Here is a 19,267-nt window from a genome sequence, read left to right as displayed (position 1 = left end):
AACACGAAAGGACCGCAACCGGCATGCGCGATCTCACGGAGTTCTCGACTCGCAACGGTGGCTTCCGCAGCGTAGTCGTGACTGCGGTCGAGGTTTCCTCCGCACTCGGCGCCGATACGGAGTCGACCTGGAAGGGACTGCTCGCGGGCGAAAGCGGGATCACCGCCATCGACGACCCGGAGATCGCCGAGCACAACCTGCCCATCGCCATCGGCGGCCAGTTCATGAGCGACCCGACCGACGAACTCGATCGGGTGCAGAAGCGCCGGATGTCGTACGTCCAGCAGGTCGCGTACGTGATGGGTAAGCGCATCTGGGCCGGCCTCGGTGAGCCGGAGGTAGACAAGGACCGGCTCGGCGTCTCGATCGGCACCGGTCTCGGTGGCGGCGACGTCATCGTCGAGTCGCACGACAGGATGCGCGAACTCGGTTACCGCAAGGTCTCGCCGTTCGCGGTGCCGATGAGCATGCCGAACGGGCCTGCCGCGGTGCTCGGGCTGGAGATCGGGGCGCGAGCGAGCGTGGTCACCCCGGTGTCGGCGTGCGCGTCAGGGTGCGAATCGCTGGTGCACGCGTGGCGCGCGCTTATCCTCGGTGAGGCGGACATCATCGTCGCGGGCGGCGTCGAAGGGCATATCAATGCCCTTGCGCTGGCAGGCTTTTCGATGATGCGCGCGCTGAGCTCCCGGGTCGCGGAACCGGCGCGGGCATCGCGCCCGTTCGACCGGGACCGGGACGGCTTCGTCTTCGGCGAGGCCGCCGCACTGCTCGTGCTGGAAACCGAGGAGCACGCGCTGGCCCGCGGCGCGAAGCCGCTGGCCCGGCTGCTCGGCGCGGGCTTGACCGCGGACGGCTACCACATGGTGGTGCCCGATCCGGAAGGCAACGGCAATGCGCGCGCCATGCGCCGAGCCCTCGAAACCGCCGGTGTCGCAGGCTCGGAGGTCGATCACGTCAACGCGCACGCGACCGGGACCCCGATCGGCGACGTGGCCGAGGCCAAGGGCATCGCCGCCGCGATCGGCAGCCACCCGGCCGTCTACGCACCCAAATCCGCACTCGGCCATTCGGTGGGTGCGGTCGGCGCACTGGAGGCGGTGATCTCGGTGCTCAGCCTGCGCGACGGGGTGATCCCGCCGACGCTCAATCTGGAGAATCAGGACCCCGAGGTCGACCTGGATATTGTCAGCGGCGCCGCGCGCTACACCGATCTGAATTTCGTCATGAACAATTCGTACGGCTTCGGCGGACACAATGCCGCCGTGCTGTTCGGGAAGTATTAGCCGCATGTCCGGCTAAGAGGGGAATGTACTGCAGTGGACGTCGTACACAATCGCCCACGGCTGCCATCGTTGACCGGACTCCGGTTCTTCGCGGCACTCTCGGTATTCATCTTTCATGCCATGCTGCCGAACTCACCCATACCGCCCTTCCTGCCGGTAAATTTCTTCGCGGATCCCCAGCTCGCGCACAACAGTGCGGTCGTGGTCGGCAAATTGGGGTTTCTCGGCGTTTCCTTCTTCTTCATCCTCAGCGGGTTCGTGCTGACCTGGTCGTGGAAGGAGGGGCAGAGCAAACTGCTGTTCATTCGACGGCGCATTGTGAAGATCTTCCCGAACCACCTGACGCTATGGGTGGTGTGCATGGTCTTGTTCGCCGCGGCCATCACGCCGTGGAAGTCATGGTTGCCGAACTTCTTCCTCATCCACGCGTGGTTCCCGCAGAACTATATCAATGCGGGCGTCAATACCCCTTCCTGGACATTGTCGTGTGAGTTTCTGTTCTACGTGCTGTTCCCGTTCCTGGTGCCGCTGATCCTGCGGATACCCGCGAAATACCTCTGGTACGGCGCCGCCGCGATGGTATTGGGCATGGCGGCGGTCGAGTTGGTGAACGTCCATCTGATACCCAGTTCGGAGAAATCCGAGTTGACGCCCATTCCCGTCCTGCAGCTGTGGTTCGGCTATCTGTTTCCGCCGGTGCGACTGTTCGAGTTCTTCCTCGGTGTGTTCATCGCGCGGATCGTGGCGGAGGGCCGGTGGCTCCGGGTGCCGATCTGGGCCACCCTCCTCGGCTGCCTCGCCGGGTACCTCGTGGCCATGTACACCCCGTTTGTCGTGGGGTTTTTCCTCGCCACGGCCATCCCGCTCGCCCTGCTGATCGGTGCGGCGGCAACCTCGGATATCGAGGGTCGGTCGCGATTCCTGTCCAGCCGGTTCGTCGTCTGGCTCGGGGACATCTCGTTCGCCTTCTACATCTGCCAAGGGGTGGCACTGTTCTACGTCCGGCATCAAATGGGTGACGTGGCATTCAGCGCCCCGATCGCGATACTGGTGATTCTCGCGCTGTTCTTCCTGAACATCCTGATGGCTTGGCTGCTGCACACCTTCGTGGAATCGCCGGCAATGCGTCACCTGGCCAGGCCGAAGCGTAAACCGAAACCAGCGGCGCCCGCGTCCGTCCCCGTCGGCGTTCCGGTGAAGCCCGCTATACCGCAAACACACGTTGCGGGGGATTAGTAAGTATTTGTCACGTCGTGTTCGCTGTGCGCGAAACCCGAAGACCCGGTATGCAAACCGGGTCTTCGGCGTTCTCATAATGCCGATTTGCAGAAAGAATCTTGCTTGCAGGCGCACTCGAACAGAGTTACGATGATGATGTTATTCGAGATGAGCGTGTAGAGATTGGGGGGCCGTCTTCCGGCCGCACGCGGGACATGGATCACATCCCGCGCTCCGATGGCCGAAGTCCTAGTTCGACAATTCTTCGGTGCATGCTGTTCAGGCGCTTGCGGAGCTGGGCGAAACTAAAACACCCAGGCAGCGCGATACTCGATGAGCTGGTGCGGACGGTTCCGCAGCGTTCATTTCCATATTGAATGCAGCCGATGTCAGCTTGGGTCCGATATCGATGTAAACGACATGCGGTGGCCAGGCGATCTTTTCAGTACAGGTGCTCGGACGGACACGGGCGGCACGCCGTCAGGCGAGCCGCGAACTTGCTGTGCCGACCGTATTCGTCCGTGCTGTCATAAGTCACCGGAAGGTAGTAAATGAGCACAACCGTCGGTAGCAGTTCAGAATTCGTTCACCAACAATTATCGAAGCCGCCGGCGCCGCCGCTCCCGGTGCCCGCCGAGGCGATCGCCGCGGATGTGCTGCGCCTGGTGTTCGCCAGGCGGCGGTGCGCCGAGCCGGACACGCTCTGCGACGTCGTCCCATGCGACGACTGCTTCGCACCGCATCTGAAGAAGGTGATCGGCTACGTCGAGGCGGGCAAGCCGGTGCATTTCGTGATCCCCGCGTTCCCCGCCAAGTCGCGCAACCGCCGCAAAACCCTTGGGCGACTGCCGGATATGGCCGAAACCCTCGCGATCGAATCGCTGCAGGGGTTCTGCGATCAGGTCTCGGCGGTCTACGCACCCGGCGCGATCGTGACGATCTGCTCGGACGGCCACGTGTTCAGCGATTCATTGGAGATCCCGGATCACCACGTCGACGAGTATGCCGTCGAGTTGCGCCGGGTGATCCGATCCACCGGCGGCGGTTCGATCGGCCTCTACGGATTGCGCGACGCCATGCCCGAGATGACCTGGGACCAGCGGCGTCGTGCCCTGCTGGACGAGTTCGCCACCGGCATCGACGCCATTCGCGAGGCGGTGAAGACCGATCCGGCGATGCGGCGGATGTTCAACGGCATCCACCGATTCATGGTGGAGGACAACGCGGCACTGATGCCGGAACTGAGTGCGACACAGCGCCGGAACAGGTCGAAGGACACCGCCTACGAGGTGGTACAGCGCAGCCAGGCGTGGAGCAGGCTGGTCGCCGGCGTGTTCCCCGACGCGGTGCGGCTGTCCATCCATCCGCAAACCCATCACAGCGACAAGATCGGCTTCCACCTGCTGCGGACCCAGGACAACTGGCTGACCCCGTGGCACGGCGTCGTGCTCGACGACGGCACGAAATACACGCTGATCAAACGCGCCAAGGCGGAGGACCTCGGCGCCCGGCTGGTCTGGCGCAACAGCCGCCCGAGCCATTTCGTACTCGCCAATCGAGGAGCATCATGACAAACACCCTGCGGCCGGCCCCGCTGGATGGTACCGACCTGCAACCCTTCGCCCGGATCGTGACCGCCCCGACAGCCGGGCAGAGCCTGGCCGACGTGCCGATCGACGACCTGCTCGCGACGGTCCTGGCCACCAAGGTCACTGTGCTGCGCGGCTACGGCCTGCTCGACAAGGCGGAGCTGGAACAGTACTGCCGGGCAGCGGGCGAGCTGCTGCGGTGGGACTTCGGCACGATCCTGGACCTGGTGGTCCGCGACGATCCGCAGAACTACCTGTTCGACAAGGGCGATGTGCCGTTCCACTGGGACGGCGCCTTCGCGGCGCAGGTGCCGCGCTTCTTCCTGTTCCAATGCCTGCGGGGTAGCTCGCCCGGCGCTGGCGGGGAAACCGTGTTCTCCGACACCACCCAGGTCTACCGCGAGGCACCCGAGGACCTGCGGAAATTGTGGGCGCAGACCACGATCACCTACCGCACCGACAAGCTCGCTCACTACGGCGGGCTGGCCAAGTGGCCGCTGCTCGGGACGCATCCGGTGACGGGTGCGACGACCATCCGCTACGCCGAACCTCTCGATCCCGCAAAGTATCTCAATCCGCTCTTCCTCACCCTGGAGGGCATCGCGCCCGAGGACGGCGTCCGGGTGATGGAGGACCTGCGGGAGCGACTGCACGACCCGCGCTACTGCTACGCGCATCCCTGGGAGACCGGCGACATCGTCGTCGTCGAGAACCACGCTCTGCTGCACGGCCGCAACGGATTCAGCGGATCCGCCGAGCGCCACGTCCAGCGCATCCAGATCGTCTGATCGTCGAAGGAACGTGTCATGCCAACACCTGTTACCGAAATTGCCACCGAGTACGACGTAGTGATCATGGGCGGCGGTCCGGCCGGGTCGACGCTCGCGGCCATGCTGTGCCGCGACACCGATCTGCGCGTCGCCGTTTTCGATCGAGAGGAGTTCCCCCGCGAGCACATCGGCGAGTCCGGTGCGCATCCGCTGGTGCCGGTTCTGCAGGCCAGCGGGGCGTTGGAGAAGGTGCTCGCGAGCGAGTGCTGGATCCAGAAGTTCGGCGGAATCTACCAGTGGGACAACGATCGTCCGTTCGTGTCGTTCTTCGAACACGCCGACTACCTGGTCGACGGCGTGTACCGCTGGTCGATCCATGTCAATCGGGCCGAATTCGACACTGTCCTGCTCGACCACGCCGAAGACAGTGGGGCGCAAGTCTTCCAGGGCGTGCGGGTCACCAAATTCTTCCCCGGCGACGGACATACGACCGTCGTACTGGAAGACGGCACCGAGATCAGGGCGGGGTACTTCGTCGACGCCTCGGGTCGGGCGAACCAGGTTGCCGCCCGCGGCTCCCGGCGCGACAAGCAGTGGCTCTCGGAGTACCGCAATATCGCCATCTGGTCGCACTTCCGCAATTGCCTGCCCGCGCAGCAGGCGGCGGGCGAGTGGAATATGTTCCGGGAGAACAATTTATCGCCCATCTACGCGGTGGCGTTCGAGCACGGCTGGGTGTGGTACATCCCGACGCCGCGGCTGGTGGACGGGGTGCGCGAAACCGTGTGGTCCATCGGCATCGTGACCAACCCGGACTCGCTGGCCAGGGTGGATCTTCGGGACGCGGAGATCTTCCGCAAGACGATCCACTCGATCCCGGTGCTGCGGGAGCTGATCGCCGACGCCGAGCCGATCCGCCCGGAAATGCTGACAGCGACCAACTATTCGCGGATCAGCGACTGCTTCGGTTCCTACGACGAACGCTGGCTGGCGGTCGGCGACGCGTCCTACTTCGTGGATCCGCTGTTCTCGTCCGGGATGTCGTTCGCGGTGACCCAGGCGTGGGCGGCGGCACTGGTGCTGCGCAAGAGCTTCGACACCGCAGTCGACGAGCAGACCAAGCGGGATCTGTGGCGCGACTACGACGTCGAGTGGCGCGGGATGGCCGAGACCTGGGCGCTCGGCATCGACCAGTGGTATCACGAGATCTCGCGCACCCACCCGGACAGCATGTACTGGCAGCGTCAGAAGCGCGGCACCGCACTGGCGAACGCGACCGAGGGCACCTTCCAGGCGCTACTCAACACGGCGCTGGTCCCCGACCTGCTCAATGTGATGACCAACGGCAGCCGCGATCCGCGGGATCTGGCGACCGAGGGTCCGTACCTGACCGCGCTCACCGCCGCCGACGCGGTGGAACTCGGTGCGCAGGACCGGATTTCGCTCGCGCCGCACACTCGGATCCGGGCTGGGCTCGGCGCCGATATGCCCGGCTTCAAAGGCATGTCGCCGCCGTTCGAGGTGCCGCAGGAGGTGCGCGACGGCCTCGGTCACTATTGGCGTGACCCCATCGCCAATGCCGACGCGGCCCCGGAACCGCTCGCCGACACGGTGCCGTGTCATCGCTTCTACTCCAGCGTCGATCCCGAGATCGAGGTGCGGTGCCTGGAACGCGATGGCGGGCAAGGGCTCTGGGACGCGCTCGCGGGTGGGCCGGTGCGTTGGTCCGAGCTGGCGCCGACACTCTCGGTGCTGCAGGGGCGGGCGCTCAAGCGGTTGCTCCGGGCCGGGCTGGTTGTTATCGAAGCAGCTGGTGAGCGCGATAACGCTAGGTGAGACCCGGAAATTGGTCAGAGGGGAGATCTAGGGTAACCCTATGAGGTCTGTGGCGGTCCTTGCGGTCGACGACGTCATTCCGTTCGACCTGTCGGTCCCGATCGAAATCTTCGGCCGGGCCCGGCTCAGCGATGGCACCGCGGGCTACGACGTTCGTGTTTGTGGCGAGAATTCCGATGTCTCATCGAGGTTCTTCGCGATATCCGCGGTCCGGGATATCGAATTCCTCGACGAGGCGGACACGATCATCGTTCCCGGCTCGCTCGCCTATCGCTCGGCACCGTCACACCGTTTGAAAGCCGCCCTGCGCCGCGCCCATGAGCGCGGCGCACGGGTGGCCTCGATCTGTCTGGGCGCGTTCACCTTGGCCTCGGTCGGGCTGCTCGACGGCATGCGGGTCACCACGCATTGGATGGCGGCCGCCGAACTCGCCGCCGACTATCCGCTGGTCCGGGTGGATCCGGCGGTGCTGTTCGTGGACAACGAAAGTGTGCTCACCTCGGCGGGGGCGGCCGCGGGGTTGGATCTGTGCCTGCATATGGTCCGCCGCGACTACGGTTCGGCCGTCGCGGCGGAAACCGCGCGGCTTTCGGTGATGCCGTTGACCCGCGACGGTGGTCAGGCGCAATTCATCGCCGACCGCCCGCGCTCGGAGGCCGACCACAAATCGATCAACCCCACCCTGGAGTGGGCGGAATCCGCACTCGGCGCCCGGATTACCGTGTCGGATCTCGCCGAACGCGCCGGTGTCAGTCAGCGCACGCTCATCCGGCGATTCAACGAACAGGTGCGTATGACGCCCAACGAATGGCTGCAAACGGTGCGGGTGCGCAAGTCGCAGGAATTGCTGGAGCAGACCGATGCCACCATGGAGAATATCGCCGACCAGGCGGGGTTCGCGTCGGTGGCGGCGCTGCGCAAGGCATTTCGGAAAACCACCGGGGTCACGCCCCAGTCGTATCGGAAAGCCTTTCTCTGACAGCGGAACTAGTCGGCTGTCGGTCCGGTGACTTCGAGCCCGGCCGCCTGCGCCGCCTCGCTGAGCACCGCCTCGACCATCGCGGGCGTGAGTCGGCCGGTGAAGGTGTTCTGCTGGCTCACGTGGTAGCAACCGAACAGATGCAGTGGAGCGCGGTCGGCGCCGTCGGGTGCCAGCTCGATGTGGGTGCCGTGCCCGAACTTCGGTCGCGGGCGCGGAATTATCCAGCCGGCCTCGGCCAGCACGGGCAGCAGTGCCTGCCAGCCGAAGCCACCGAGCACCACCACGGCGCGGACAGTCGGTGCGAGCAAGGCGAATTCGGTGGCCAGCCAGTGCCGGCAGCGATCGCGCTCGCCCGGTGTCGGCTTGTTGTCCGGCGGTGCGCAGTGCACCGGTGAGGTGACGCGGACGCCGTACAGGCGCAATCCGTCGTCACGATGCGTCGCGGTCGGCTGGCTGGCCAGGCCGACCGCGTGCATGGCGGCGTAGAGCACGTCACCGCTGCGGTCGCCGGTGAACATGCGCCCGGTCCTGTTGCCGCCGTGCGCTGCCGGTGCCAGGCCGACGACGAACAACCGCGCGTCATCCGGTCCGTAGCCGGGAACCGGGCGGCCCCAATAGGTTTCGTCACGGAAAGCGGCACGCTTCTCCCGCGCCACCAGTTCGCGCCAGGCAACCAGTCGAGGGCAGGCGAAGCAATCGGCGACGGCGGCGTCGAGCTCGGCAATGGAATGGCACACCGAATTCACCCTAGGTGTGGCAGCAGGGCGCCGGTGAGGTGGTCGCGAGCCACGCCCTCGTGGATCGTGCTGTCGGTCATCAGGACTCCATTCGGTGTCGTCGGTGCGGCCGGTTGATCAGCGAGCTGGACGATCATGTTCACTGTGCATCAGTGTTCATACCGGGGTGTCGGATCCGCCTTCGCAGGTCGTCTGTCCAGTTCAGCACCGTCGTGAGGATAGATAACGACCGGGACATGTGATCGTTACCACGGGGTCTGTGTTGATAGCATGGCCTTTCTGACCGACCGGATGCGGGCTTCGCCCCCGGATTCACCTCGAAAGAGTCTTTCCATGCAGTTTGAAATCGTCGAGCGGGACGAAACGTGGGTTGCCGGGTTACCGGTGCGCAGCCCCAAGCGTGCGCTCGGAGAACTGCGTGACCACGACCTGGAGGCCGCCTGGGCGGCCGTGCTACACCAAGAGCTCGGCGGCCCGCTGGCCAGTGCCTACACCGACTACACCGGTGAGCTCGGCACCTACAACACCCAGATCGTCGGCTACGAGTGCGCGTCCTTCGCTGATGTCACCCGCGGCCACCTGGTGGCCCGGCTGCCGCGCGGCACCTATGCGAGGTTCTCCTCGGTGGGTAACTTCCCGCAGGTGATGACCGACCTCTGGACCCAGATCGCCTACGCCGAGGAGCACAACCAGATCAAGCGGACCTACACCGGTGACTTCGAGTGTTACCCGCACGCCTACAAGATCGAGCTGTACTTGGCGGTAGACGCCCGATGACCTATGCGATCGCAGTGCGTAACGAGGCGATTTACGGCGGCCTGGTGGTGCCGAGGGTGCGTCCGAGTTTCAAGGTCAGCAACAGCGACCTGATCGAATTCCTCAAGGACCGGCTGCGCGACCGCAAGGGCGCGGACCGTCCGATGTACACGGTGTACGTGCCGGACCCGGCGGGCAACTACAACGCCGTGGTCTGCTTCGAATACCACGAGCCCGAGTCGGTGCCGATCGGTGACGTCCTGGTTCGTGTCCCGAAGGGCGTCTACGCCCGCTTCGCGCCGAACGGGGACTATCACGATCCGGTCGAGGACGTATGGGCCCAGGTCGACGACGCGACGGCGTCGGCCGAGATCACCCGCGCCTACCGGGAAGAAATCGAGATCTGGCAAGGGCCGGATTCGGTGGAGCTGTTCATCTCCATCCTGGTCTAGCTAGCTGGAAGTTAGCTGCGCTAGAACCGACCAGTCCCCCCGAAATGCTGTTCGACCGTGAGGTGGGTTCTGACCAGGGGGAATTTGCGAGGGTCCATCCAGTTTTCGGAAGATTAACCAGACGTCTGGTCAATTCTTGCCGGATGACGGATACTGCCCTAGGCAAACTCGTCCGTAAGCGGGATTCGGGTGGAGATGTCGGCCCCGGTTCGACGACCGCGTAAGGATGCGGAGCAACGGAGTAGGAACAGTATGGCTGTCGAGGCGTCGCACGATTGCTACCGGGCCGAACCGATCTGGTGGGATAATCGGCCACGTCGGGCAATTGCCGATGAATTGCAAGGCTCGCCGATTCGAGACGGACAGCACGGGCGCCGAGCGTCGGATACCTACCCCGGAATGGTGGGGTGACGGATGGGTGATGACAGCAGCCGAAAAGCGCGACTCCCCAGCGCACCGGCCACGATTTTCCCGGATTTCGTGGATACACTGGCGTCGCTTCGATTCTCGGACCTACTCGGAGTACCTGAGCATGAGACCATGGCGTTGGTGCTATGCCTGAGCGATTCGGCCGCGACCCGGGTGGGGAACCGGCGGCTCCGTAGCAGGCGGCGTCCGATGCCGGGCGTGGACACCCGTGGATAGCGTGATCGGAGACAAGGTGCCTCGGCGGACGCTCGACTCATTGGTGACCCAGGTCGCCTCCGAGCTGATGGGCGTCGACGCCACCACCATGGCCGAGGCGACCGAGCGCGTCCTTGCCCAGCTGGTCGAATACTTCGACGTCGACTTCAGCTATGTGCGGCACACCGACCGTGAGCGCCGGGCTTCGGTACTGATCGCCGAGTGGCCGCACCGGCCGCAGGTGCCTGATCCGGATCCGCTCGAGATCGTCTACTTCGAGGGCGCCGATCCGGTGTTCCGGGCGTTCGAACACGCGACCGAGCCGATGATCGCCCGGCCGACACCGGAGTTCGCCGACTACCAGGAAACGATGCGCCGGGCCTCCGGCATCCCCGTCGTCACCACCGCGGCGGTGCCCTTGCTCTCCCGCGGCGAGTCGACCGGCGTGCTCGGCTTCATCAAAACCGGCGATCGGGAGTGGAGTACCCGCGAACTCAACGTCCTCAAGGCCATCGCCGCGCTGTTCGCCCAGCTGCAGGCGCGGGTCGTCGCGGAGGAGCGGTTGCGCTACATCGCACTGCACGACGACCTCACCGGGCTGGCGAATCGCCGCGCGCTGCTCGAGCACATGGAAGAGCGGCTGCGCCCGGGCAGCCCGGGGCCGGTCGCGGCGTTCTTCCTCGACCTGGACCGGCTCAAGGCGCTGAACGACTTTCTCGGGCACACCGCGGGCGACAACTTCATCCGCACGCTCTCGTCGCGGCTGCGCGAGCATCTCGATCCGGACGACATGATCGCGCGCCTCGGCGGCGACGAGTTCGTCATCGTGCCCGCCAAGCCGATGGACGCGGTCGCGGCCGAGGAGGAGGGCACCCGGATCCAGCAGCTCATCGGCCGCCGGGTCACCGTGGGCGGTGAATCGGTGAGTCGCGCGGCGAGCATCGGCGTCGCCGTCGGCATCCCCGGCGAGACCACCGTCGCCGACGTGCTGCGCCGGGCTGATCACGCGCTGCTCTCGGCCAAGTCGGGCGGCGGCAATGGCGTCGCCGTGTTCACCGACGCCATGCGGGCCCAGTTCGAACTGCAAGACGATGTGGAGCTCAATCTGCGCGGCGCCGTGTCCGACGGCTCGCTGCTGCTGCACTATCAACCCGAGGTCGATCTGCGGACCGGCCGGATCGTCGCGCTGGAGGCGCTGGTCCGCTGGCTGCATCCGACCAGGGGCCTGCTGCCGCCCGCGGCGTTCGTCACGGTGGCGGAGGCAACCAACCTGGCCGGTGAGCTCGGGCGCTGGGTGATCAGATCGGCCTGCGCCCAGTTCGCCGAGTGGCGCAGGCGTGGGCTCGCCGCGAACGTGGTGATGCGGATCAATGTCTCGCCGGTGCAGCTGGTCAGCCTGGACTTCGTGGAGCGGATCGAAGACATCCTGCGGCTGTTCGGCATCGACGGCAGCTCGATCTGCCTGGAGATCACCGAGCATGTCGTCGTGCAGGATCTGGCGCGTACCCAGGTCACGCTGCGCGGATTGAAGCGGATGGGCGTGCAGATCGCGATCGACGATTTCGGTACCGGTTACAGCTCGCTGTCGCATCTGAAGGCGCTGCCGGTGGACGCGGTGAAGATCGACCGCGGCTTCGTGCAGCGCCTCGGTGCCAGCACCGACGATCTCGCGATCGTGAAATCCATTATCGGACTTGCCGGTTCGTTCGGCCTCGGGGTGGTCGGCGAGGGCGTCGAGACGGCGGTGGCCGCGCGCACCCTGGTCGGGCTGGGTTGCTATCGGGCACAAGGCTTTTTGATCGCCAGGCCGATGCCCGCCGATGAAGTGGAAGCGCATTTGGCGGTGGGCCGCATCCCACTCGATCTCGATCTGCCGCGGGCGAGCCGGGGTACCGCGGGGATATGACCGGCGGCGGTGTGCCCGAACACAAGCTGTCCGAACATGATTGGCTATTGATCGAGGCGCTTGGCCGCACCCGGACCGGGCGATCCGAGGTACCGACGGTGGTTGCCGACGGGCCCAAGGTCAAGGACTGGGCAAGTCTGCTGCGGGTCCGCCGGGAACTGCATGCCGCCGCGCCGCAGCGCATCGTCGAGGTGGTGCAGAGCTGTGCCGAGACCGGCGAGTTCGTTGCCCATCGCGAGTCCGGGCTGGTGGTGGTCGGCGTGCCCATTCGGTGCGCGTTCGACGAGGTGCACGGGGTGCAGGTGTGGGCGGGGCCCGACGACGTGCGGTTGCCCGAGCGTCCTCGGGTCGCCGCATGGGACTGGCAGGCCGATACCGAATTGGCGCACCACGGCCCGGGTTTGGAGGAATTGGTGTTCGCGCGGGCGCCCGAGGATGTTCGGGTGATCCGGACACCGCCCGAGGCGTTCGGTCGGATGGTCCGTTTCGAGGGGCGGATCGACTATTTCGAGATGGTCGGCACCCTCGACGGCAGGCACCAGAGCGCCGTCGACATGATCGGCGACGACGACCTGGTGCGCAGCTTCCAGATGGTGACAAGGGCCGATCCCGTCGCCCGCCGGATCAGGGCGCTGATGCGCGAATTCACCGATGCGGTACCGGCGCAACCCGATGTCGACATGACGATGCTGCGTGCCGTGTCGCAGCGCGCGGACGAAGGGGTCGGCTTCATCTGGCTGAGCTCCGGCCTCATCTACGAATGGACTCGGATCCCGACGCCGCCGCTGGACCGCTGGGGTATCGAACGTCCGACGGTGCATCCCGACGACCTCGCGGACTTCCGCACCGCCTGCGCCGATCTGGCCGAGGAACGCGCGGCCGACGCCGCTGCCAGACACCTGCGCCTGCGCGTGCGGTTCACCGATACCGACTGGATTCCGGTGCGCGCCGAGCTGCTGCCGGTGCTGCCCGCCGAGAGTGGGCACGGGCTGATCAGGGTGTGGCGCGAGCTCGCGAATTGACCCTGGAAACCCGGTTTTCCGGGTCTTTCACGGCTGTTCATGCCGCGTTCGGCGCATCGGTCCCGAAGATAACCCGATGGGCTGCACCATCGGCGAGGTGCGCATAGTTCAGCTTGCGAACTTCTACGGCCCGCGCTCGGGTGGGTTGCGCACAGCCTTGCATCATCTCGGCGAGGGCTATGTGGCGGCCGGGCACGAGGTGGTGCTCATCGTGCCGGGCGCGCGCCGATCCGAGGAGTTGCTACCGACCGGTGTTATGCGAATAACCTTGCCCGCCTTGGCTATTCCGTGGACCGGCGGCTACCGCGCGGCGGACCCGCGGCGGGTCGCCGACGTGCTGACCGGGCTGCGTCCCGATGTGCTCGAGGTATCGGACCGGCTGACCCTGCGCGGATTCGGCCGCTGGGCCCGGCGGCGCGACGTGGCGGGCGTGATGATCTCGCACGAACGGCTGGACCGACTGCTCGGTCAGTTCATGCCCCGCCAGGCCGCTCGCCGCTGCGCCGACGTGGCCAACGGCCGCACCGCCGCCGACTACGACATCGTCGTCTGCACCACCCCATTCGCCCGCGAAGAATTCCTGCGCATCGGTGCCCCGAACGTCGAGCTGGTGCCGCTCGGGGTGGATCTGGAGCTGTTCAGCCCGCGCAGGCACGACGGCAGGCTGCGCGCCGATCTCGGTGCGCCGGGGCATCCGCTGCTGGTGCACTGCGGCAGACTGTCGGTGGAGAAGCGGGTGGAGCGCAGCATCGAGGCGGTCGCGGCATTACGCGAGACCGGCACCGAGGTCCGGCTGGTCGTCGCCGGGGACGGGCCGCGGCGCGACGCGCTGGAGCGCCGGGCAAAGGCGTTGCCCCCGCTGACCGGCGGACTGGCTCCCGTGCACTTCACCGGATTCATCTCCGAACGCGCGATGGTGGCGAAACTGCTTGCCACCGCGGATGTTTCGCTGGCCCCGGGTCCGCACGAGACCTTCGGTCTCGCCGCGCTGGAGGCCCTGGCGGCGGGCACGCCGGTGGTGGCGAGCCGGTCCTCGGCGCTGGCCGATATCGTGACCGCCGAGTGCGGCGCGGTCGCCGACGACCGAGGGTCCGCGTTCGCGCAGGCGGTCACCGACGTGCTCGCGCTGCCGACGGCCGGACGCAGGCGAGCGGCCCGCACCCGAGCCGAGCAGTACACCTGGCCGCGGGCGGTGGCCGGAATGCTCGCAGTACTGGGCCGCTGAGCGTCGTCCAAGTACCCTGCGGTGAGCCGATTCGAGCAATTCGAGATGGGGATACGCAGTGCGAGGTAGTGGGCGACCGGGCCGCAGGACCGTGCGGGACGCGAAGGTGCTGATCACAGGTGCCGCCAGCGGTATAGGCCGGGCCACCGCGCAGGCCGCCGGCGCGGCGGGGGCGAAACTGATCCTCACCGATATCGATGCCGCCGGGCTGGACGAGACGGTGGCGGGCATCCGGCGCGACGGGGGCGTCGTGCTGGCCGCCGAGGCCTTCGACATCACCGACTACGACGCCGTCACCGCCTTCGCCAAGAAGGTGCACGAGGCGCACGGCAGCCTGGACGTGGTGATGAACATCGCGGGCACCTCGGCCTGGGGCACGGTGGAGAACCTGGAGCACAAGCACTGGCAGCGGATGGTCGACGTCAACCTGATGGGCCCGATCCACGTGATCGAGAACTTCGTGCCGCCCATGGTGCGGGCGGGCCGGGGCGGATCGCTGGTCAACGTCTCCTCGGCGGCCGGGCTGCTCGCGCTGCCATGGCACGCGGCCTACAGCGCGAGCAAATACGGCATCCGCGGCGTCTCCGAGGTGCTGCGATTCGATCTCGACCAGCACGGCATCTCGGTGCACCTGGTGGTGCCCGGCGCGGTGGACACGCCGCTGGTGCACAGTGTCGAACTGGTCGGCGTCGACCGGGAGTCCCCGAAGATCCGCAGGCTGACCGAGTCGTTCACCAAGCACGCGGTGTCGCCGGAGCATGTGGCGGCGTCGATCCTGCGCGGCATCGAGCGCAACCGGTTCCTGATCTACACGTCGTTCGACATCCGATTCGGCTACTGGTGGGCGCGGAAGTTCGCGCTGCCCTACGAGATCGTGATGCGGCGTGCCAGCGCCCGATTCAGCAGGTTGCTGGCCGCGCAGCACAGTTGAGCTGCACGTCGAGCACGCGCGCGCCGGGCCCCTCGGTGCCGAGCCGGTCGTGCTCGTTGACCAGCTTGCAGCTGCCGAGCGACAGGCAGCCGCAGCCGATGCAGCCGGTGAGGTTGTCGCGCAACCGAATCAGCTGGGTGATGCGGTCGTCGAGATCCGCGCGCCAGGTGGTGGACAGGGTCTCCCAGTCGCGCCGGGTGGGGTTGCGGCCTTCCGGCAGCTGATCGAGGGCGGCGCGAATCTCGCTGAGCGGGATGCCGACCCGCTGGGAAATGCGGATGAAGGCGACCCGCCGCAGCGTCTCTCGCGCATATCTGCGCTGATTCCCGCTGGTACGGCGGCTGGTGATGAGTCCTTCGCGTTCGTAGAAGTGCAACGCGGAAACTGCTACTCCGCTACGCTCGGAAAGCTGACCGGGGGTCAGCTCCTTTGCTCGCCAATCGGCTGTCGACATGCACGCTCCTCCATTCCCCTCAACAATACTTGAGGTTAGGGTGTGCTGGGGGAGGAATCGCCGCAACGGCACGTCGGCCCGGGAAACCGGGCCGTGCGAGGCCGTTGCGCGGCAAGAACGCATCGAAGGCGATGAATTACGTGCTCTTGTGGCCGCGGCGAACTACGGTCTGAGCATGGGAGCAGACGCTGTGCCCGCACGGCACGGAGAGGACTCGGACGCGGACGGGTTGGACCCGGACAGTTCGGATACCCGGTTGCGAGTGACCTCGGAGGTCGGCACGCTGCGCACGGTGCTGCTGCACCGGCCCGGCGACGAACTGCGCAGACTCACCCCGCGCAACAACGACCAGTTGCTGTTCGACGGCATCCCCTGGGTCGAGCGGGCGCAACAGGAGCACGACGCGTTCACCGGCGTGCTGCGCGCCCGTGGCGTCGAGGTGCTGCTGCTGGCCGACCTGCTCGCCGAGACCCTCGCGGTCAGCGGCGCCGCCCGCATCCAGGGCATCTCCGCCGCCGTGGACGCGCGCAGGCTCGGCCACTCGCTGGCCGACCAACTCGCCGCCTTCCTGCGCGGTGTGCGGGCCAGGGACCTGGCCAATATCCTGATGGCCGGGATGACCTTCGACGAACTGCCGTTCGGGCCCGACGCCACCTCGCTGGTGCGGCGGATGCACCACGGCGCCGACTTCGTCATCGACCCGCTGCCCAATCTGCTGTTCACCAGGGACTCCTCGTTCTGGGTCGGCCCGAGGGTGGCGATCACCTCGCTGGCGCTGCCCGCCCGGATCCGGGAGACCTCGCTCACCGATCTGATCTATGCCTTCCATCCCCGGTTCCTCGGGGTACGCCGGGCCTACGAATCACACACCGCGCCCATCGAGGGCGGCGATGTGCTGCTGCTTGCGCCCGGTGTCGTCGCGGTGGGCGTCGGCGAACGCACCTCGCCGGCCGGCGCGGAAGCGTTGGCGCGCAGCCTGTTCGACGACGATCTCGCGCATACCGTGCTGGTCGTCCCGATCGCGCAGAACCGGGCCACGATGCACCTGGATACCGTCTGCACCATGGTGGACGCCGATGCGCTGGTGATGTATCCCGCGGTGCGTGACTCGTTGTGCGCGTTCACCATTCAACGCGAGGACGACTACGGCGGCCGCAACGGCGACGGCCGGGTGGCGATGAGCGGACCCGATCCGTTCCTGGTCGCCGCGGCCAAGGCCATGGGTATCGACAAGCTGAGGGTCATCGACACCGGGCTGGACGGCGTCACCGCCGAACGCGAACAGTGGGACGACGGCAACAACACCCTCGCGCTGGCGCCGGGCGTGGTGGCCGCCTACGAACGCAACGAGATGACCAACGCACGCCTGGAAGACGCGGGCATCGAGGTGCTGCGCATCCCGGGCTCCGAATTGGGTTCCGGTAGAGGGGGACCCCGTTGCCTGTCCTGTCCGCTCTCTCGGGATGACTTGTGAGACAAAATGTTCAATATCAGCGTGTCGCATGAGTCGACCGTGCCGCCCTACGAGCAGTTACGCATGGGGATCATCGCCAAGGTGCGCTCCGGCGAGCTGACCGCGGGCACGAAGATTCCCACCGTCCGGGCGCTGGCGGCCCAACTCGGCCTGGCCCCCAATACGGTGGCCCGCGCCTACCGCGAGTTGGAGGCGGACGGGGTGGTCGAAACCCGGGGCAGGCAGGGCTCTTTCATCGCCTCGTCCGGCGATCCGACCCGCGATGTCGCGGGTCGCGCCGCCACCGCCTATGTCGCCACCGTCCGCCGTCTCGGCCTCGACGACGCGGCCGCGCTGCGTTACGTCAAGGCGGCGCTGGAGGGTTAGCGCCAGCTGGGCAGCCAGAGGTGGTCGTGCCAGTTGGCGGGTGTGATCGGCAGTGCGGTGAGGATCGGCCAGAGCCAGATGAAGTTGGCGATCACCAAACCGAGGTAGAGGCATACCGCGAGCAGGCCGAGCGCGTGCCGTTCGTCGGGCGCGACCGGTAGATAGGTTCCGACGGGACTGCGCGGCACCGCTATTCGCCGGGACGGGCCGAGAATATCGCCGAGCACCAAGGCCATTCCCATCACCAGGAACGGTGCGAGGGCAACCGCGTAGAAGTAGTACATCTGCCGGTCCAGGGTCAGGAACCAGGGCAGCAGCGCCGCGCCGTAGCCGACGAGCACCGCGGCATAGCGCCAGTCGCGGCGAACCACGCTGCGCCACAGCATCCAGGCGATCACCGGGAGGGCGAGCCACCAGATCGCCGGCGTGCCGATCAACATGACGGCCTTGACGCACTGGTTCTGTCCGCACCCGGTGACCCCGGTGTCCACGTAGTGGTAGAGCATCGGCCGCAAACCCATCGGCCAGGTCCACGGTTTGGATTCCCACGGATGGTGGTTGCCCGCCGCATTGGTCAGACCCTCATGGAATTTGAGCGTCTCGCCGCTGTAGTACCACAGCGAGCGCAAGGGCGCGGGGACCCACCCGAACGGACCACCGGTGCCCACCTGGTTGCCGACCGCGTACCGATAGACGCCGGTTTCGCTGCTGAACCAGGCCCAATAGGTGGCCAGATACACCCCGAGCGGCACCAGCACCAGCGCGTACAAGGCGGGTCCGACGTCACGGATCGCGGTCCCGAACCACGGCCTACGGACGCCGTACGCACGCCGCGCGGCCACATCGAAGCACACGCTGAGGATGCCGAAGGCGACGATGAAATAGACGCCGGACCACTTTGTCCCGCAGGCCAATCCGAGCAGCACCCCGGCGCCGAAACGCCACCAGCGCACCCCGAGCCGTGGACCAAAGGGGCTCACCTCGACCCGGCCTTCGGCATCGACCCGCGCCATCCGGGCCCGCACCTCGTCGCGGTCGACGATCAGACAGCCGAAAGCCGCGGTGACGAACAGCGCGACGAAGATGTCGAGCATGCTCATCCGCGACGAGACGAAGGTGAGCCCGTCGGCGATCAGCAGGATGCCCGCGATCGCCCCGATCAGGGTGGAGCGCGCCATCCGCCGCACGATGCGGATCACCAGCAGCACCAGCACCGTCCCGGCCGCCGCTGAGGCGAAGCGCCAGCCCCAGCCGGTGTAACCGAACATCGCCTCGCCGATCGCGATGAGCTGCTTGCCGACGGGCGGGTGCACCACTACCCCGTAACCGGGGTTGTCCTCCAAGCCGCCATTGTGCAGCATCTGCCACGCGTGCGGCCCGTAGTGCTTCTCGTCGAAAACGGGAGTTCCGCCAACCGTCGGATAGTTGAGCATGGTGAACCGGGTGACCGCCGCGATCGCGGTGAGGAACGCGGTGACCAGCCAGCCACGCAAGGTGTCGGTCGGCCCGAAATCGGGTGCGGGGCGCAGCGGCGCGGGGCTCGACCTGGAGGGCACGGCCCCGAACGAAGGGGTCACGCGCTGGTCGGTCACCTGTGTCACGCCCCGATCGTATGCTGTGCGCGTCGCCCGGCCCCGCATCG

At 66.7% G+C, this 19,267-nt stretch carries 18 protein-coding genes; 14 read left to right on the top strand and 4 right to left on the bottom strand.

Features of this window, described 5'->3' with window-relative positions:
- Window positions 1-23 precede the first annotated feature (23 nt).
- The 6 genes from KV110_RS36485 (at window position 24) to KV110_RS36460 (ending at window position 7,675) form a co-directional block, all read left to right on the top strand.
- Window positions 24-1,283: a KasA/KasB family beta-ketoacyl-ACP synthase gene (locus tag KV110_RS36485; RefSeq protein WP_218471678.1), complete on the top strand. Its 1,260-nt coding sequence runs from the start codon at window positions 24-26 to the stop codon at window positions 1,281-1,283.
- Between the two features lie 33 nt (window positions 1,284-1,316).
- Complete coding sequence (locus tag KV110_RS36480) at window positions 1,317-2,519, top strand: acyltransferase family protein (RefSeq protein ID WP_218471677.1); 1,203 nt, start codon at window positions 1,317-1,319, stop codon at window positions 2,517-2,519.
- 533 nt (window positions 2,520-3,052) lie between these two features.
- Window positions 3,053-4,072, top strand: a complete 1,020-nt coding sequence (locus KV110_RS36475; protein ID WP_218471676.1) for an L-tyrosine/L-tryptophan isonitrile synthase family protein — start codon at window positions 3,053-3,055, stop codon at window positions 4,070-4,072.
- Complete coding sequence (locus KV110_RS36470) at window positions 4,069-4,878, top strand: TauD/TfdA dioxygenase family protein (protein WP_218471675.1); 810 nt, start codon at window positions 4,069-4,071, stop codon at window positions 4,876-4,878. The genes KV110_RS36475 and KV110_RS36470 overlap by 4 nt, the downstream gene beginning before the upstream one ends.
- Window positions 4,879-4,896: 18 nt before the next feature.
- Window positions 4,897-6,696 (top strand): NAD(P)/FAD-dependent oxidoreductase, encoded by a 1,800-nt coding sequence (locus tag KV110_RS36465; RefSeq protein ID WP_218471674.1) that lies wholly within the window; start codon window positions 4,897-4,899, stop codon window positions 6,694-6,696.
- A 40-nt stretch (window positions 6,697-6,736) separates the two neighbouring features.
- A complete protein-coding gene (locus tag KV110_RS36460) occupies window positions 6,737-7,675 on the top strand; it encodes a GlxA family transcriptional regulator (RefSeq protein WP_218471673.1) in 939 nt (312 codons plus the stop codon).
- Window positions 7,676-7,683: 8 nt separating this feature from the next.
- On the opposite strand, the gene KV110_RS36455 is transcribed toward KV110_RS36460, so the two are convergent.
- Entirely contained in the window at window positions 7,684-8,415 is a 732-nt protein-coding gene (locus KV110_RS36455; protein ID WP_218471672.1) for a uracil-DNA glycosylase, read from the bottom strand.
- A 5-nt stretch (window positions 8,416-8,420) separates the two neighbouring features.
- Window positions 8,421-8,558: a hypothetical protein gene (locus tag KV110_RS36450; RefSeq protein ID WP_218471671.1), complete on the bottom strand. Its 138-nt coding sequence runs from the start codon at window positions 8,556-8,558 to the stop codon at window positions 8,421-8,423.
- A 190-nt stretch (window positions 8,559-8,748) separates the two neighbouring features.
- Between KV110_RS36450 and KV110_RS36445 the strand changes: the two genes are divergently transcribed.
- From KV110_RS36445 to KV110_RS36420, 6 genes are all read left to right on the top strand, one after another.
- Window positions 8,749-9,192 carry a GyrI-like domain-containing protein gene (locus tag KV110_RS36445; protein ID WP_218471670.1) on the top strand — a complete coding sequence of 148 codons (444 nt, stop codon included), beginning with the start codon at window positions 8,749-8,751 and terminating at the stop codon, window positions 9,190-9,192.
- Window positions 9,189-9,623 carry an effector binding domain-containing protein gene (locus tag KV110_RS36440; protein ID WP_218471669.1) on the top strand — a complete coding sequence of 145 codons (435 nt, stop codon included), beginning with the start codon at window positions 9,189-9,191 and terminating at the stop codon, window positions 9,621-9,623. Before KV110_RS36445 ends, KV110_RS36440 begins: the two co-directional genes overlap by 4 nt.
- Before the next feature lie 712 nt (window positions 9,624-10,335).
- Window positions 10,336-12,153, top strand: a complete 1,818-nt coding sequence (locus KV110_RS36435) for a putative bifunctional diguanylate cyclase/phosphodiesterase (RefSeq protein WP_218479333.1) — start codon at window positions 10,336-10,338, stop codon at window positions 12,151-12,153.
- A complete protein-coding gene (locus KV110_RS36430; protein WP_218471668.1) occupies window positions 12,150-13,175 on the top strand; it encodes a GAF domain-containing protein in 1,026 nt (341 codons plus the stop codon). Before KV110_RS36435 ends, KV110_RS36430 begins: the two co-directional genes overlap by 4 nt.
- Window positions 13,176-13,272: 97 nt before the next feature.
- Window positions 13,273-14,400, top strand: a complete 1,128-nt coding sequence (locus KV110_RS36425; RefSeq protein ID WP_218479331.1) for a glycosyltransferase — start codon at window positions 13,273-13,275, stop codon at window positions 14,398-14,400.
- 106 nt (window positions 14,401-14,506) lie between these two features.
- A complete protein-coding gene (locus KV110_RS36420; RefSeq protein ID WP_246634189.1) occupies window positions 14,507-15,331 on the top strand; it encodes an SDR family oxidoreductase in 825 nt (274 codons plus the stop codon).
- Here the strand turns inward: KV110_RS36420 and soxR are convergent.
- Window positions 15,300-15,785, bottom strand: coding sequence for a redox-sensitive transcriptional activator SoxR (soxR, locus tag KV110_RS36415; protein ID WP_218471667.1), 486 nt, complete (start codon window positions 15,783-15,785; stop codon window positions 15,300-15,302). The two genes, KV110_RS36420 and soxR, sit on opposite strands and share 32 nt — an antisense overlap.
- A 175-nt stretch (window positions 15,786-15,960) precedes the next feature.
- Between soxR and arcA the strand changes: the two genes are divergently transcribed.
- A complete protein-coding gene (gene arcA / locus KV110_RS36410) occupies window positions 15,961-17,259 on the top strand; it encodes an arginine deiminase (protein WP_246634188.1) in 1,299 nt (432 codons plus the stop codon).
- A gap of 6 nt (window positions 17,260-17,265) precedes the next feature.
- Entirely contained in the window at window positions 17,266-17,625 is a 360-nt protein-coding gene (locus tag KV110_RS36405) for a GntR family transcriptional regulator (protein ID WP_218471666.1), read from the top strand.
- Here the strand turns inward: KV110_RS36405 and KV110_RS36400 are convergent.
- Window positions 17,622-19,226: a dolichyl-phosphate-mannose--protein mannosyltransferase gene (locus KV110_RS36400; protein WP_218471665.1), complete on the bottom strand. Its 1,605-nt coding sequence runs from the start codon at window positions 19,224-19,226 to the stop codon at window positions 17,622-17,624. The two genes, KV110_RS36405 and KV110_RS36400, sit on opposite strands and share 4 nt — an antisense overlap.
- Window positions 19,227-19,267: the final 41 nt, after the last annotated feature.

It is taken from the genome of Nocardia iowensis, assembly GCF_019222765.1.
Lineage (GTDB): Bacteria > Actinomycetota > Actinomycetes > Mycobacteriales > Mycobacteriaceae > Nocardia > Nocardia iowensis.
The sequence above is the reverse complement of the archived record's forward strand: the minus strand, read 5'-3'. Positions and strand labels throughout refer to the sequence as shown.

Bases quoted from the DNA above. Each gene is read 5' to 3' on its own strand.
- KV110_RS36445 (WP_218471670.1), top strand. From the start codon at position 8,749: ATGCAGTTTGAAATCGTCGAGCGGGACGAAACGTGGGTTGCCGGGTTA.
- KV110_RS36465 (WP_218471674.1), top strand. From the start codon at position 4,897: ATGCCAACACCTGTTACCGAAATTGCCACCGAGTACGACGTAGTGATC.
- KV110_RS36470 (WP_218471675.1), top strand. From the start codon at position 4,069: ATGACAAACACCCTGCGGCCGGCCCCGCTGGATGGTACCGACCTGCAA.
- KV110_RS36440 (WP_218471669.1), top strand. From the start codon at position 9,189: ATGACCTATGCGATCGCAGTGCGTAACGAGGCGATTTACGGCGGCCTG.
- KV110_RS36405 (WP_218471666.1), top strand. From the start codon at position 17,266: ATGTTCAATATCAGCGTGTCGCATGAGTCGACCGTGCCGCCCTACGAG.
- KV110_RS36460 (WP_218471673.1), top strand. From the start codon at position 6,737: ATGAGGTCTGTGGCGGTCCTTGCGGTCGACGACGTCATTCCGTTCGAC.
- soxR (WP_218471667.1), bottom strand. From the start codon at position 15,785: ATGTCGACAGCCGATTGGCGAGCAAAGGAGCTGACCCCCGGTCAGCTT.
- arcA (WP_246634188.1), top strand. From the start codon at position 15,961: ATGGGAGCAGACGCTGTGCCCGCACGGCACGGAGAGGACTCGGACGCG.
- KV110_RS36430 (WP_218471668.1), top strand. From the start codon at position 12,150: ATGACCGGCGGCGGTGTGCCCGAACACAAGCTGTCCGAACATGATTGG.
- KV110_RS36475 (WP_218471676.1), top strand. From the start codon at position 3,053: ATGAGCACAACCGTCGGTAGCAGTTCAGAATTCGTTCACCAACAATTA.
- KV110_RS36485 (WP_218471678.1), top strand. From the start codon at position 24: ATGCGCGATCTCACGGAGTTCTCGACTCGCAACGGTGGCTTCCGCAGC.
- KV110_RS36435 (WP_218479333.1), top strand. From the start codon at position 10,336: ATGGGCGTCGACGCCACCACCATGGCCGAGGCGACCGAGCGCGTCCTT.